13 protein-coding genes are annotated in these 13,307 nt (G+C 71.6%); 8 read left to right on the top strand and 5 right to left on the bottom strand.

What is annotated here, in order from left to right:
- Nucleotides 1-9: 9 nt before the first annotated feature.
- Both DI005_RS12395 and kdgD read right to left on the bottom strand, forming a co-directional pair.
- Entirely contained in the window at nucleotides 10-1,341 is a 1,332-nt protein-coding gene (locus DI005_RS12395) for an enolase C-terminal domain-like protein (RefSeq protein ID WP_113642207.1), read from the bottom strand.
- Nucleotides 1,338-2,258 carry a 5-dehydro-4-deoxyglucarate dehydratase gene (gene kdgD, locus DI005_RS12390; protein ID WP_112269243.1) on the bottom strand — a complete coding sequence of 307 codons (921 nt, stop codon included), beginning with the start codon at nucleotides 2,256-2,258 and terminating at the stop codon, nucleotides 1,338-1,340. The genes DI005_RS12395 and kdgD overlap by 4 nt, the downstream gene beginning before the upstream one ends.
- Nucleotides 2,259-2,353: 95 nt before the next feature.
- Between kdgD and DI005_RS12385 the strand changes: the two genes are divergently transcribed.
- The 8 genes from DI005_RS12385 (at nucleotide 2,354) to DI005_RS12350 (ending at nucleotide 10,124) form a co-directional block, all read left to right on the top strand.
- Complete coding sequence (locus DI005_RS12385; RefSeq protein WP_113642206.1) at nucleotides 2,354-3,259, top strand: LysR substrate-binding domain-containing protein; 906 nt, start codon at nucleotides 2,354-2,356, stop codon at nucleotides 3,257-3,259.
- A 132-nt stretch (nucleotides 3,260-3,391) separates the two neighbouring features.
- Nucleotides 3,392-4,969 (top strand): ABC transporter substrate-binding protein, encoded by a 1,578-nt coding sequence (locus tag DI005_RS12380; protein ID WP_113642205.1) that lies wholly within the window; start codon nucleotides 3,392-3,394, stop codon nucleotides 4,967-4,969.
- Between the two features lies 1 nt (nucleotide 4,970).
- Nucleotides 4,971-5,900, top strand: a complete 930-nt coding sequence (locus DI005_RS12375; protein ID WP_113642204.1) for an ABC transporter permease — start codon at nucleotides 4,971-4,973, stop codon at nucleotides 5,898-5,900.
- 19 nt (nucleotides 5,901-5,919) lie between these two features.
- Entirely contained in the window at nucleotides 5,920-6,873 is a 954-nt protein-coding gene (locus tag DI005_RS12370; RefSeq protein WP_113642203.1) for an ABC transporter permease, read from the top strand.
- On the top strand, nucleotides 6,870-7,895 hold the full coding sequence (locus tag DI005_RS12365; protein ID WP_113642202.1) for an ABC transporter ATP-binding protein: 1,026 nt from the start codon (nucleotides 6,870-6,872) through the stop codon (nucleotides 7,893-7,895). Before DI005_RS12370 ends, DI005_RS12365 begins: the two co-directional genes overlap by 4 nt.
- Entirely contained in the window at nucleotides 7,888-8,904 is a 1,017-nt protein-coding gene (locus DI005_RS12360) for an ABC transporter ATP-binding protein (protein WP_112269256.1), read from the top strand. Before DI005_RS12365 ends, DI005_RS12360 begins: the two co-directional genes overlap by 8 nt.
- Nucleotides 8,901-9,617: a sulfite exporter TauE/SafE family protein gene (locus DI005_RS12355; RefSeq protein WP_113642201.1), complete on the top strand. Its 717-nt coding sequence runs from the start codon at nucleotides 8,901-8,903 to the stop codon at nucleotides 9,615-9,617. The genes DI005_RS12360 and DI005_RS12355 overlap by 4 nt, the downstream gene beginning before the upstream one ends.
- A gap of 282 nt (nucleotides 9,618-9,899) precedes the next feature.
- Entirely contained in the window at nucleotides 9,900-10,124 is a 225-nt protein-coding gene (locus DI005_RS12350; RefSeq protein ID WP_112269260.1) for a hypothetical protein, read from the top strand.
- Between the two features lie 70 nt (nucleotides 10,125-10,194).
- Here DI005_RS12350 and DI005_RS12345 read toward each other — a convergent pair whose 3' ends face one another.
- The 3 genes from DI005_RS12345 to DI005_RS12335 all read right to left on the bottom strand — a co-directional run bounded on the left by DI005_RS12345 (nucleotide 10,195) and on the right by DI005_RS12335 (nucleotide 13,203).
- Nucleotides 10,195-11,181 (bottom strand): 2-hydroxyacid dehydrogenase, encoded by a 987-nt coding sequence (locus DI005_RS12345; RefSeq protein ID WP_113642200.1) that lies wholly within the window; start codon nucleotides 11,179-11,181, stop codon nucleotides 10,195-10,197.
- Between the two features lie 4 nt (nucleotides 11,182-11,185).
- Nucleotides 11,186-12,487, bottom strand: coding sequence for a glucarate dehydratase family protein (locus DI005_RS12340; RefSeq protein WP_113642199.1), 1,302 nt, complete (start codon nucleotides 12,485-12,487; stop codon nucleotides 11,186-11,188).
- Between the two features lie 116 nt (nucleotides 12,488-12,603).
- Nucleotides 12,604-13,203: a hypothetical protein gene (locus DI005_RS12335; RefSeq protein WP_113642198.1), complete on the bottom strand. Its 600-nt coding sequence runs from the start codon at nucleotides 13,201-13,203 to the stop codon at nucleotides 12,604-12,606.
- Nucleotides 13,204-13,307 lie beyond the last annotated feature (104 nt).

Genomic DNA, 13,307 nt, shown 5'->3' with positions numbered 1-13,307 from the left:
CTCTTTCGTTCAGGCGCGGTCGAGTGCGGGCCGCTTCGGATCGAAGGTCCACCCGGGAACGAGATACCGCATCGCCGCCGCGTCGTCGCGAGCGCCGAGACCCTCGCGCAGGTACAGCTCGTGGGCGGCATCAACCTGCTCCGGGTCCAGCTCCACGCCGAGGCCGGGGCGGTCGGGCACGGTCAGGTGGCCGTCGGTGAGCGGGTACGGGTCGCGGGTGAGCCGCTGGCCGTCCTGCCAGATCCAGTGCGTGTCGATCGCGGTGATCTCGCCCGGCGCCGCCGCGGCGACGTGGGTGAACATCGCCAGCGACACGTCGAAGTGGTTGTTGGAGTGCGAACCCCAGGTCAGGCCCCACGCCTCGCACAGCTGCGCCACGCGCACCGAACCGCTCATCGTCCAGAAATGCGGGTCGGCGAGGGGGATGTCGACGGCGTGCTCGCGCACCGCGTGGCCCAGCTGCCGCCAGTCGGTGGCCACCATGTTCGTGGCGGTGCGCAGGCCCGTGGCCCGGCGGAACTCGGCGAGCACCTCGCGCCCGGAGTAGCCGTCCTCCGCGCCGCACGGGTCCTCGGCGTAGGCGAGGACGTCGCGCAGCCGCCTGCCGCGCGCGATGGCGTCGGAGAGCAGCCAGCCGCCGTTGGGGTCGAGGGTCACGTCGGCGCCGGGGAAATGCTCGGCGAGCGCGGTGATCACCTCCACCTCCTCGTCGCCCGGCAGCACGCCGCCCTTGAGCTTGAAGTCGGTGAACCCGTAGCGCGCCTTGGCGGCCTCGGCGAGCGCGATCACCGCGTCCGCGTCGAGCGCCTTCTCGTCGCGCAGCCGGAACCACTCGTCACCGCTGTCGTCTCCGTGGCGGTAGTCCAGGTCGGTGCGCTCGCGATCGCCGACGAAGAAGAGGTAGCCGAGCGCGGGAACGCGGTCGCGCTGCTTGCCGTCGCCCAGCAGCGCAGCCACGGGCTGGTCCAGAAACTGGCCGAGCAGGTCGAGCAGCGCCGACTCGATGGCCGTGCACACGTGGACGGTCACCCGCAGGTCGAACGTCTGTGGCCCGCGCCCACCGGCGTCGCGGCTCGCGAAGCGATCCCGGACGGCGGCGAGCACCGCGTGGTGGTCGCCGACACGCGCACCCTGGACGAGGTCCTTGGCCTCCTCCAGTGTCCTGGTGATCGCGGGCCCGCCCGGCACCTCGCCGACGCCGGTGCGGCCCTCGGAGTCGGTGAGGACCAGCAGGTTGCGGGTGAAGAACGGGCCGTGCGCGCCGCTGAGGTTGAGCAGCATGCTGTCGCGGCCCGCGACGGGGACGACGCGGTGGCCGGTGATGACGGGGACGGTGCTCATGCGTGGTTCACCTTGTCGACGAGTGCGGTCAGCTCGCCGAGCTCGGCCTCGGTGAGGTCGGTCAGCGGGGGCCGGACGGGCCCGGCTTCCCTGCCCACCGCCTTCAGCCCGGCCTTCACGATCGACACGGCGTAGCCGGCCTTGCGGTTGCGGATGTCCAGGTAGGGCAGGACGAACTCGGAGAGCTTACGGTAGACGGCCGCCGTGTCCCGCTCGCGCACGGCGGCGTAGAAGCCGAGCGCGAACTCGGGCAGGAAGTTGAAGATGGCCGACGAGTACGTCGTCACGCCCATCTCCAGGTACGGCAGCGCGTAGGTCTCCGCCGTCGGCAGCCCGCCGATCGACAGCAGCCGCTCGCCCAGCCCGGCGTGGATCCGGGTCATCAGATCGACGTCGCCGACGCCGTCCTTGAAGCCGATGAGGTTCGGGCAGGTGTCGGTGAGCTCACGCACGGCGTCGAAGCCGAAGTTCGCGTTGGCGCGGTGGTAGACGATCACGCCGAGCCCCGTCGCCGCGCACACCGCGCGGACGTGGGCGACGAGGCCCTCCTGGGACAGCTCGGTGAGGTACGGCGGGAGCAGGAACACGCCGGACGCTCCGGCGGCCTCGGCATCGCGCGCCATCTCGACGGCCTGCGCGGTGCCGTAGCCGGCGGGGGCGACCACGGGCTTGGCCCCGGCGGTCGCGGCGACGGCCGCCCGGACGACGGTGGCGACCTCGGCGGGCGTGAGGGAGAAGAACTCGCCCGTCCCGCCCGCCGCGAAGACCCCGGACGAGCCGAGCGACGCCTGCCAGGCGAGGTGCTCGCGGTAGCCGTCCTCGTCGAAGGTGAGGTCCTGCCGCGCGTGGGTGACGGGGAAGGACAACAGTCCCGCCCCGAGCGTGGTCCTCAGGTCGTCGGGGCTGAACGGCGTCATGGCGGCTCCAGTGTCGCGAAGGGGTTGCTCGAAGCCTAGAACCTGCGGCGATACCGGTCTAACGCCAAGATCGCATCGGTTGATACCTTCCGGGCATGACAAGTCCCGCCCGGTTCACACTGGAGCAGCTGCGCGGATTCGTCGCCGTCGCCGAGGAAGCGCATTTCGGCCGGGCGGCGGCCCGGCTGCGCATCACGCAGCCGCCACTGAGCAGGCAGGTGCAGAAGCTCGAACGTTCGCTCGAGGTCGAGCTGCTGGTCCGCACGCCGAGGGCGGTGCTGCTGACGCCGGCGGGGGAGGCGTTCCTGCCGGAGGCACGGCGGATGCTGAGCCTGGCCGACGCCGCACCCGCCGCGGCCCGCAACGCCGCGCTCGGCACGGCGGGCAGGCTCCGGGTGGGTTTCACCGCGATCTCCGCGCTCACCGTTCTCGGCACGTGGATCCGCGTGATCGGCGAGGAGCTGCCCGAGGTGGAGCTGACGCTGACCGAGCTGGTCACGCGCGAGCAGATCGACGCCCTGCTTGCGGGGGAGATCCACGTCGGCCTCGCGCGCGGCGTTCCGGCGTCGGAGCTGCTCAGCGCGCGGCGGGTGCACGCGGAGAGCCTCGTGCTCGCCTGCCCTCGCGGGCACGCGCTGGCCGGGCTCGGCAGGCCGCCGCAGCTGGCCGAGATCGCCGCGCACGACATCGTCACCTACGCTCCCGTGGCCGCCCGCTACCTGCACGAGCTGGTGATCAGCACGTTCCACGGCGTTGGCGCGCAACCGCGCTACGTGCAGCAGGTCGGCCAGGTGCACAGCCTGCTGGCGCTGGTCGACGCGGGTCTCGGGGTCGGTCTCGTGCCGCGCTCGGCGTCCGCGCTGCACCTGCCCAACCTGACGTTCACCGAGGTCGACGGCCTGTGCCCGGACATCGTGGAGACCCACTGCGTCTGGCGGACCGAGCACGACAACCCCGCGCTGGACGCGCTGCTGCGGCTCACGCTGCCGCCCGCCCCTTGACGGCTCGAGGGCTCAGCCTTACGGTCCTGTCTACACATGAAGACCGGAGTCGCATTTATAGACAGCGTCTCGTAGTGAATGCGGCTCCGGTGCCCGACGTGCCCATCCCACCCACACCCTTTCGGAGAGACGATGCTGTCTTCCGTACCCACCCGGCGGCGGACGAGAGCGCTGACCGCGCTGCTCGCCGCCGCACTGCTCCCGGCGAGCGCGTGTGCCGTCGCGAACAGTGACGGCGCCGGCGACGCCGGAGCCGCGGACGGCAGCACGCTGCGCATCGTGCTCGCCCAGGAGCCCCCGACCCTCGAGCCGTGCGAGTCGTCTCTCACCTCGACCGGCGTGGTCGTCCGGTCGAACATCAGCGAGCCGCTCATCGAGCGCGACCCCACGACGGGCGAGCTCGACCCGTTGCTGGCCACGGGCTGGCGGCAGACCAGCCCCACCACGTGGACGTTCGACATCCGCTCCGGCGTCCGCTTCCACAGCGGAGCGCCGTTCACCGCCGAGGACGCCGCGTTCTCCATCGACCGCGCGGTGAACTCCGATCTCGCGTGCAATGTGGACGGCTACGTCTTCGAGGACGAGGAGCTGGGCGTGGAGGCGACGAGCCCCACCTCGCTCACCGTCACCACCGTCGAGCCCGACCCGATCCTGCCGCTGCGCCTGAGCTTCGTGGAAATCGTGCCGAGGGGCACGAGCACGGAGGCCAAGGTGCGCGAGCCGGTCGGCACCGGGCCCTACGCGATCGCCGGCTGGCAGACCGGTGTGTCGATCACGTTGCACCGCAACGAGAACTACTGGGGCGAGCAGCCGGCCTTCCCCGTCGTGCGCTACGTGTGGCGCTCGGAGTCGAGCGTGCGTGCCGCCATGATCGCCAAGGGTGAGGCCGACCTCTCCACCGGGCTCGACCCCGAGGACGCGACCGAGGAGAACTCGATCGCCTATCCCAACAACGAGACCACCGCGCTACGGCTCGACGGCACCCAGGCGCCGCTCGACGACATCCGCGTGCGCAAGGCGATCGGCCTCGTGATCGACCGGCAGGCCATCGCCAGGACGCTCTTCGACGGCCTCGGTGAACCCGCCGCGCAGCTCGTGCCCGACGGCGTCGTCGGCTACAACCCTGCGCTACAGGCACAGGCACCCGACCACGAAGCCGCCCGCGCGCTCATCGAGCAGGCCAGGGCCGACGGCGTCCCGCTGGACCGGGAGATCACGCTCGTCGCCCGCAACGACCAGTTCCCCCGGGTCGCAGAGACCGCGGAGGCGCTGCAGTACCAGCTCGCCCAGCTCGGGCTCAACGTGCGGATCCTGATGACCGACACCGCCGCGCACCTGCAGTACCAGCTGCGCCCGTTCCCGGAGAACGTCGGCCCGGTCGCGCTGCTGATCATGCACGGCAACCAGGCCGGGGACGCCGCCTTCACCACGAGCCAGTACCTCGTCAGCGACGGTCCACAGTCGACATTCGGCACACCCGAACTGGACGCGCGGATCGACGACGCGGAGAGGCTGTCCGGGCAGGCCCGCCAGGACGCCTTCGCGGCCGTGCTCGCCGACCAGAACGAGACGGTCGCGCAGTACGCCTACCTCGCGCACATGCGCGGGCTGCTGGGCATCGGCGACTCCGTCGAGTACGAGCCGAACCCGGCCACCGGCGACGAGCTGCGCCTCGCCGCCGTGCGGCCCGCGAAGGGACAGGGACGCTGACGTGACGACCTTCCTGCGCAAGCGCATCGTCTCCAGTGCCATCCCGCTGGTCGTCGTGGTGCTGGGCGTGTTCATCCTGGCCCGCCTCACCGGCAACCCGGTGGACCTCTACCTGCCGCTGAGCGCGACTGCGGAGCAGCGCGCGGCCTTCTCGGCCGAGCATGGCTTCGACCAGCCCATCCTGGTACAGCTCTGGGACTACCTCGGCCAGGTCGTCCAGCTCGACTTCGGCGAGTCGCTGCGCACCGGGCAGCCCGCGGCCGAGATGGTGCTCGAGGCCTTCCCTGCGACGCTGCAGCTCGCCGCCGTCACCATGCTCATCGCGATCGTCGGCGCCGTGCTCATCGGCAGCCTCGCCGCGTACCGGCCGAACTCGCTCGCCGACCGCACCTCCAGCTTCCTGTCGATGACCGCCGCGAGCATCCCGGACTTCTGGTTCGCGATCATGGGTGTGCTCGTGTTCGGCGTGAGCCTCGGCATTCTTCCGACGTCCGGTGTCACGGGCGGGCCCGAGGTGTGGGTGCTGCCCATCGCGACGCTGCTGATCCGGCCGTTCGGCGTGCTCGTGCAGGTGGTGCGCGGCTCGATGGTCGCCGCGCTCTCGGCGCCCTACGTCAAGGTGGCGCGCGGCAAGGGCGCGAGCGAGAAACGCGTGGTGTTCGGCCACGCGCTGCGCAACGCCACGATGCCCGTGCTGACGGTCGCGGGTGACCTGACGATCGGGCTCGTCAACGGCGCTGTCGTGGTCGAGACGATCTTCGGCTGGCCCGGCATCGGCAAGCTCATGATCGACTCGATCCTGCAGCGGGACTTCGCGGTGCTCCAGGCGGCCGTGCTGCTGACCGCCGTGACGATCTTCCTGCTGAACATCCTCATCGACGTCTGCTACGCGCTGCTGGACGCCAGGGTCCGGCAGGCGGTTCCGGCGTGAGCCAAGGGAGGCACTGGAGATGACTGCCACGCTGGAGCGGCCGGACGGCACGGTCGCGGCACCGAAGCGCCCGCCGCGCTGGTGGCTGCTGCTCGGCAAGGACAAGATGGCCGCCGTCGCCGCCGTGGTGCTCGGGCTGGTGCTGCTGACCGCGCTCGCCGGGCCCCTGCTGCTCGGCGACGCCGCCACCCGGCAGGACCTCGACGCGTCGTTGCGGCCGCCCTCGTTCGACCACGGCATCACCGGCCTGCTCGGCACCGACATCCTCGGCCGCAGCGTGCTGGCCCGGCTCGTCGAGGCGGCGGGCACGACGCTGTCGGTGGCGATCCCCGCGGTGCTGTTCTCGCTGGTGGTCGGCTCCGCGATCGGCATGTGGGCCGGCTACCACGGCGGCAGGCGCGAGAACATAGCCATGCGCGTCGCCGACGTGATCCTGAGCTTCCCCTCGCTGCTGCTGGCCGTGGTGGTGCTCTACGTGTTCACGCCGAGCGTCGCCAACATCGTGTTCATCCTGGCACTGGCCCGCATCCCGATCTACCTGCGCACCGCACGCGCCGAGGCCGCCGAGCTGAAGAGCCGCCTGTTCGTCGACGCGGCACGGACGTTCGGCACAGCGAGCTGGCCGACGATCTACCGGCACATACTGCCGATCGCGATGCCCACGCTGCTCACGGTGGCCACCCTCGACTTCTGCTTCGTGATGCTGAGCGAGTCGTCGCTGAGCTTCCTCGGCATCGGCATCCAGCCGCCGGACGTCAGCTGGGGCCTGATGGTGGCGCAGGGCAGGCAGTTCCTGCAGACAGCGTGGTGGATCGCCGTGCTGCCCGGGGTCGCGATCGTGCTCACCACCGTCTCGGCCACCATCCTCGCCGCGTGGGTCCGGCTCGCCACCGACCCGGCGCAGCGCTGGCGGCTGACCCTGCCCACGAGCAAGCGCGGCAAGCGCCGTGTCACCACGGAGGTCACCGCATGAACCCGCTGCCCAGCACCGCGACCGCAGAGCCGGACGCCCGCACCGGAGAGCCCGCGCTCGCGGTCGAGCACCTCAGCGTCGACGTGCACACCGCCTCCGGCACGGTACGTGCCGTCCACGACGTCAGCTTCAGCGTCCACAAAGGCCGGACGCTGGCGTTGCTCGGCGAGTCAGGGTGCGGCAAGTCGATGACCGCGCTCTCGATCGTCGGGCTGCTCGAGCCGGTCGCCGAGGTCGTCGGCGGCTCGGTGAAGGCCGGCGGCACGGACGTGCTCACGCTGAGCCGGCGCGCCCGCAGGAAGCTGGCCGGCCCGGTGCTGTCGATCGTGTTCCAGGACGCGCTCGCCGCGCTCAACCCCGTGCAGCCGGTGGGCAGGCAGCTGGGGGAGCCCTTCCGTATCCACCACGGGCTGTCCCGGCGCGAGGCCAGGGAGAAGGCGATCGAGCTGATGCGGATCGTCGGCATCCCGGAGCCGAGGGCCCGCGCGAGGTCGTACCCGCACCAGTTCTCGGGCGGCATGCGCCAGCGCCTGCTGATCGCGATGGCCGTGGCGCTCGCGCCCGACGTCCTGCTCGCCGACGAGCCCACCACCGCGCTGGACGTCACCGTGCAGGCACAGATCATGCGGCTGCTGCGGGACCTGCGCGCCGAGCGCGACATGGCGGTTGTGCTGATCACCCACGACCTCGCCGTCGTCGCCGAGCACGCCGACGACGTCGTGATCATGTACGCGGGCAACGTGGTCGAGACCGGCCCCGTGCGCGAGGTGTTCGCGAATCCCCGGCACCCCTACACCAAGGGCCTGCTCGACTCCGTGCCCGAGCGGGCCGAGAAGGGCAAGCCGCTGCCCGCCGTCGGCGGCAGCCCGCCCGAGCTGAGCGCCGTGCCGCCGGGCTGCGTGTTCCAGGCGCGCTGCCCGCTCGCGCGCGAACGGTGCGCCGACGAGCGTCCCCGCCTCACCGCCACCGGTCCGGCGCGCGCGGCGGCGTGCCACTTCTCCGAGGAGCTGACCAGTGTCTGAGCCGACCCCGCTGTTGGAGGTCACCGGACTGCGCAAGTCGTTCCGCGTGGCCAGGAACAAGGCCGGCCGCAACCGGCTCACCGCGCTCGACGGCGTCGACCTGCGGCTCGGCCGCGGCGAGACCCTCGGCCTCGTCGGCGAGTCCGGCTGCGGCAAGTCCACGCTCGCGCGCGTGCTGCTCATGCTGGAGCGACCCGACGAGGGCACCGTGCGCTACGACGGCGTGGACCCGTTCGCGTTGAAGGGCAAGGAACTGCTCGCGTGGCGCCGGCGCGTGCAGATGGTGTTCCAGGACCCGTTCGCATCCCTCAACGCGCGCATGACCGCCGCCGACCTCATCGGCGAGCCGTGGCGCACCCACCGCGACCTGGTGCCGGACCCGAGGAAGCGCGAGGCGCGCGTCCGCGAGCTGCTCGACCTCGTCGGGCTGCGCGCGGGCGACGCCCACCGCTATCCCAACGAGTTCTCCGGGGGACAGCGGCAGCGCATCGGCATCGCGAGGGCGCTGGCGCTCGAACCCGACCTCATCGTGTGCGACGAGCCGGTGTCGGCGCTCGACCTCTCGGTCCAGGCGCAGGTGCTCAACCTGCTCGCCGATCTCCAGCAGCGGCTCGGAGTGTCCTATGTGTTCATCTCCCACGACCTGTCCGTGGTGCGGCACGTCGCCGATCGCGTGTCGGTGATGTACCTCGGCAAGATCATCGAACACGGCCCGACCGAGGATGTCTTCGACCGCCCGCTGCACCCCTACACCGCGGCGCTGATGTCGGCCGCACCCGCGCTGGAGCCCGACGGCACCGCTGGCGGCGGCGACCGCATCCTGCTGAGCGGCGAGCTGCCGTCGCCGCTCGACCCGCCGTCGGGATGCCGGTTCCGCACCCGCTGCTGGCAGGCGGCCGACCGGTGCGCCACCGAGTCTCCGGACCCCTACGGGCGAGGGGAGGAGGCGCCGGATCGGCACGAGGGACGCTGTCACTACCCGCTGAGCCTGAGCCCGATCGGCGCGTGAACGCCGGCGGCTTCGCCGTGTTGTGCGCCGTGGTGGTGCTCGGAGCGCTGCTGCAGGTGGCGATCGGCTTCGGACTGGGGCTCCTGGCCGCACCGGTGATCGCGCTGATCGCGCCTGAGCTGGTGCCCGCGGTGATCGTCGTGCTCGCCACCGGCGTGACCGCCGTGGTGCTGCTGCTCGACCGCGCGCACATCGACCTGCGTGGCACGGGCTGGGCACTCGCCGGCCGGGTGCCGGGAGTCGTCGCGGGCGCCCTGCTGGTCGCGGCGCTGCCGACGCGGGTGCTGGCGCTGTGTGTGGCCGGCATGGTCGTGGTCGGGGTCGTGGTGTCGCTCTGGGGTTACCGGCCGAGGCCCACGCGGCGCGCGGTGGTGCTGGCGGGGCTGGTCTCCGGCGTGATGGGCACGGCGACGGCCATCGGCGGGCCGCCGATGTCGATGGTGTGGCAACGCTACGCGGGCGCGCGCCTGCGTAGCACGATGAGCGGCTTCTTCCTCGCCGGTTCGCTGATGAGCCTGGCGGCCCTGGCCGTCACCGGTTCGGTGACGGGGGAGAGCCTCACCTACGCGCTGCTGCTCGCACCGGCCGCGGCGATCGGCGTGGCGCTGGCGCGCCCGCTGGGACGCCGCCTCGACGCGCGGCGCACGCGTGCCGTGGCCATGGCGCTGGCGATCGCGGGCGCGGCGACGCTGACCGTGCAGCAACTGACCTAGCCGGTGGCGACCGCAGTGAAGGCCACCATGCCTGCGTTGGGCGCAGTGAGGGCCACCATGCCTGCGTGCGGCGGGCGCGGTGGCGTCGGTGCCTCCGTTTGGGTGGTGGGAGAGGGGCGACCGCAGTGAAGGCCACCATGCCTGCGTTGAACAGGCACAGCGGCGCCTCCTCGGTGCCTCCGTAAGGGTGGTGGGAGACGGGGGCGCCGTGGGGGATGCCTTCGCCGCGGTCGGAAAATCGGTCGCCGGCGCACTGGGCGGATCGGTACTCTGCCGCGCATCATGCCTTTGCTGCGCATCGAGCTGGACTCGGACAAGCAGACGGCTCGCCGGATACTGCGGCTGTACCAGGCGGGCCAGGTGCACCGGGAGTCCCGGGACGCCGCCCGCGAGGAGGTGTGGCGCCGCGGCAGGACCCCGGCGGCGGAACCCGTGTTCGTGGGCATCACCAACGGCGAGCCCGCCCGGCTCATCTACGACGTCGAAGTGCATCCCGACACGACGTGACCACTTGCAGTGAAGGCCACCCTGCCTGCGTTCAACGCAGTGAGGGTGGCCTTCACTGCGGTCCGGCGGGTCACTTCGGGGCTCGGACCACGTTCGTCAGGGGTTCCCCCGCGGACAGCCGGGCGATGTTCGCGGCGATCTCGGCCGCCCTGCCGGTGAACGTCTCCCGCGTGTGGCCCGAGTGGTGCGGTGTCATGAGCACCGTGTCGAGCTCGTGGAACGGCCGCGTGTAGCCGCGCGCTCCGCCGCCGTCCTTCGGATGGCTCCACCAGACGTCAAGCGCCGCGCCGCCGATCCGGCGCTCCGCGAGCGCCTCGTACAGCGCGTCCTCGTCGACGATCGGCCCGCGCGCCACGTTGACGAGCAGCGCGTCCGGCCGCATCAGCCGCAGCTGCTCGGCGCCGATGAGGCCCCGCGTGGCCGGGGACAGGGGCACGGTGAGCACCACGATGTCCGATGCGGCCAGCAGGTCGGCGAGCCCGTCATCGCCGTCGACCCGGTCCAGGCGCAGACCGGGCGGCAGCGGCGCGGCCGGGTTGCGCCGCGTCGCCCGTGCCCGCATGCCCAGTGCCGTCATGGCACGCACCACCTGCGCGCCGATCTCGCCGAGGCCGACCACGCCCACGGTCCGCCCGGCGAGCGTGCGGCCCAGCTCGACGTCGGCGTCCACGGCCACCGACTCCCACGTGCCGCGGCGCAGCAGGCGATCCGCGCGCAGCACCCGCCGCGAGAGCGCCAGCGAGGCCAGCACCACGTGCTCGGCGATCGAGCGCCCGTGGTGGAAGGTGTTGCACACCGTGACACCGGGGGCGAGCGCGTCGAGCGGGATGCGGTCGTAGCCCGCGCCGGTGACGTGCACCAGCCGCAGCCGCCTGCCCGCCTCGGCCATGGCCGTGGTCATGCGGGAGGCGACGAGCACGTCGGCCTCGCGCACCCGGTCCTCGATCTCGCCGTCCGGCCTGCCGGCGAGGAGCTCCCAGTCGTGGCCGTCGGTGCCGTCGCGGGTCAACTCGGCGGTGAAGCGGGTGAGGATGGGGTCGGTCAGCAGGATCCGCATCGGTTCACCAGCGCGGCGCGGTGGGGTCGAAGTCCGGCTCGAACCGGCGCATGTACCCGGTGTCGTCGCGCTCGGTGATGCCGCACGCGAGGTACTGCTCGTGCAGGCGGGCGAGCGCGTCACGGTCGAGCTCCACCCCGAGTCCCGGACCCGTCGGCACTGCCACGGCGCCCCCCTCGAACGTCAGCGCGCCGGGCACGATCACGTCGTCGTCGGCGTCCTTCCACGGCCAGTGGGTGTCGCACGCGTAGGTCAGGTTCGGTGTGGCCGCCGCCAGGTGGGTCATGGCGGCGAGGCTGATGCCGAGGTGCGAGTTGGAGTGCATCGACAGGCCGAGGCCGAACGTGTCGCAGATGTTCCCGAGCGTGCGGGAACGGTCGAGCCCGCCCCAGAAGTGGTGGTCGGAGAGCACCACCTGGACGGCGTCGGCCTTCACCGCCGGCTTCAGGTGGTCGAAGGCCACCACCCACATGTTCGTGGCCAGCGGCATCGCGACCTCGCGGGCGACCGCCGCCATGCCGTCGATGCCGGAGGTCGGGTCCTCCAGGTACTCGATGACGCCGTCGAGCTCCTTGCCGACCCGGATGGACGTCTCGACGCTCCACGCGCCGTTCGGGTCGATCCGCAGTGGATGGTCGGGGAACTCCTCGCGCAGCGCGAGGATCGCCGCGACCTCCTCCTCGGGCGGGAACACGCCGCCCTTGAGTTTGACGGCCGAGAAGCCGTAGTCGTCGACGATCCGCCGCGCCTGTGCGACGAGCTGCGCGGGGTCGAGCGCGGGACCCCAGTCGTCTGGTTCGGCGCCAGGGTGGCCCGCCCATTTGTAGAAGAGGTACGCGCTGTAGTCGACGCGGTCGCGCACGGCGCCGCCGAGGAGGTCGCTGACCGGACGGCCGAGCGCCTTGCCCCGGATGTCGAGGCACGCGACCTCGAACGGGGAGAAGACCCGGTGCACCGTGCTGCTGCCGGTGACCATGCCGCTCATCCCGTGGCCGGCCTTGCTGGTGTCGGCCGCGAGAGCGGCGTGGATCCGGCGTTCGATCTCGTTGCCGTGCCACACGTCCACGCCGGTCAGCTGCGCGGCGGCGGCACGCAGCCGCGCCAGGTGGCCCGCGTCGCCGTAGGTCTCGCCGAGGCCGGAGAACCCCGAGTCGGTGACGATCTCGACGATGGCGCGCAGCGCGTACGGCTCGTGCACGCCGACGGTGTTGAGCAGCGGCGGGTCACGGAAGGCGACCGGCGTGATGCGCACGTCGGCGATGCGATGCGACTCGGTGGACTCCCTGGGCGACGGGTTCTGCGGCACCTTCTTGGCCTCCGGCGGCGAGCGGCGATGGTCATGCGGACACCGCGGAGTCTAACCATCATGTGTCTACATGGGTAGACACATGACAGAATGGGAGACGCCTCACCTCTGACTTGTCAGCGCGACTGCAGTGTGTCCAGTGCGACGGCCTGGGCGAGCACCAGCCGGCGGTCGAGCGCCGGATCGTCGATGGTGACGCGGTAGTGGTCGCGAAAGCGCGTCTTCTTCTCCACTGTGCCCACGTGCGTGGTGCCCCGAAGGAAGTCGAAGTGGTACATCCACGGGAACGGGAGGTCGCCTGCCCACGGGATGACGTCCCAGACGCGGCGGAACAGGGCCAGCGCCATGCTGCGCTCGCTGATCGTCACCGATTCCGTGCCGGGCTGGTCGAGCTGCCAGGTGGAGCGCAGCAGCGACCTGCCGAACTTCTTCCCGAAGTAGCCGATCGACGCGCCGTCCGGGGTGGTCACGTCGTAGGCGCTGGCGAGGTCGATCACCTTGCGCGCCTTGAAGGCGGCCAGCACCGACCCCTTCGACTCGTCGGTGTAGAGCGTCACCTGCTCCTTGAAGGTCATCCGCTTCTGCTCGACGAAGGCTACGAGTGGCCCCGGTTCCCCCTGCCCGTCGTCCGCGAACACCTCGTAGCGGTTGATCATCATCGTGACCCGCTGGTGCACGTGGAAACGCCGCTGTGCCTGTAGCTCCTGGATTTTCATCGAAGCCCCCGTGACTTGGTGAGGCCCCGGATTATGGCAGCGGCCGCCTGAGAGCGGCGTACCTTCCTTGGGAGGTAGCAGGGCACGAACGACGGGCCGATACT

The organism is Prauserella sp. PE36 (genome assembly GCF_003311655.1).
Taxonomy (GTDB): domain Bacteria; phylum Actinomycetota; class Actinomycetes; order Mycobacteriales; family Pseudonocardiaceae; genus Prauserella_A; species Prauserella_A endophytica.
The sequence above is the reverse complement of the archived record's forward strand: the minus strand, read 5'-3'. Positions and strand labels throughout refer to the sequence as shown.

Excerpts from the sequence above, each read along its gene's own strand:
- DI005_RS12395 (WP_113642207.1), bottom strand. The coding sequence starts at position 1,341 with ATGAGCACCGTCCCCGTCATCACCGGCCACCGCGTCGTCCCCGTCGCG.
- kdgD (WP_112269243.1), bottom strand. The coding sequence starts at position 2,258 with ATGACGCCGTTCAGCCCCGACGACCTGAGGACCACGCTCGGGGCGGGA.
- DI005_RS12380 (WP_113642205.1), top strand. The coding sequence starts at position 3,392 with ATGCTGTCTTCCGTACCCACCCGGCGGCGGACGAGAGCGCTGACCGCG.
- DI005_RS12350 (WP_112269260.1), top strand. The coding sequence starts at position 9,900 with ATGCCTTTGCTGCGCATCGAGCTGGACTCGGACAAGCAGACGGCTCGC.
- DI005_RS12385 (WP_113642206.1), top strand. The coding sequence starts at position 2,354 with ATGACAAGTCCCGCCCGGTTCACACTGGAGCAGCTGCGCGGATTCGTC.
- DI005_RS12345 (WP_113642200.1), bottom strand. The coding sequence starts at position 11,181 with ATGCGGATCCTGCTGACCGACCCCATCCTCACCCGCTTCACCGCCGAG.
- DI005_RS12370 (WP_113642203.1), top strand. The coding sequence starts at position 5,920 with ATGACTGCCACGCTGGAGCGGCCGGACGGCACGGTCGCGGCACCGAAG.
- DI005_RS12335 (WP_113642198.1), bottom strand. The coding sequence starts at position 13,203 with ATGAAAATCCAGGAGCTACAGGCACAGCGGCGTTTCCACGTGCACCAG.
- DI005_RS12365 (WP_113642202.1), top strand. The coding sequence starts at position 6,870 with ATGAACCCGCTGCCCAGCACCGCGACCGCAGAGCCGGACGCCCGCACC.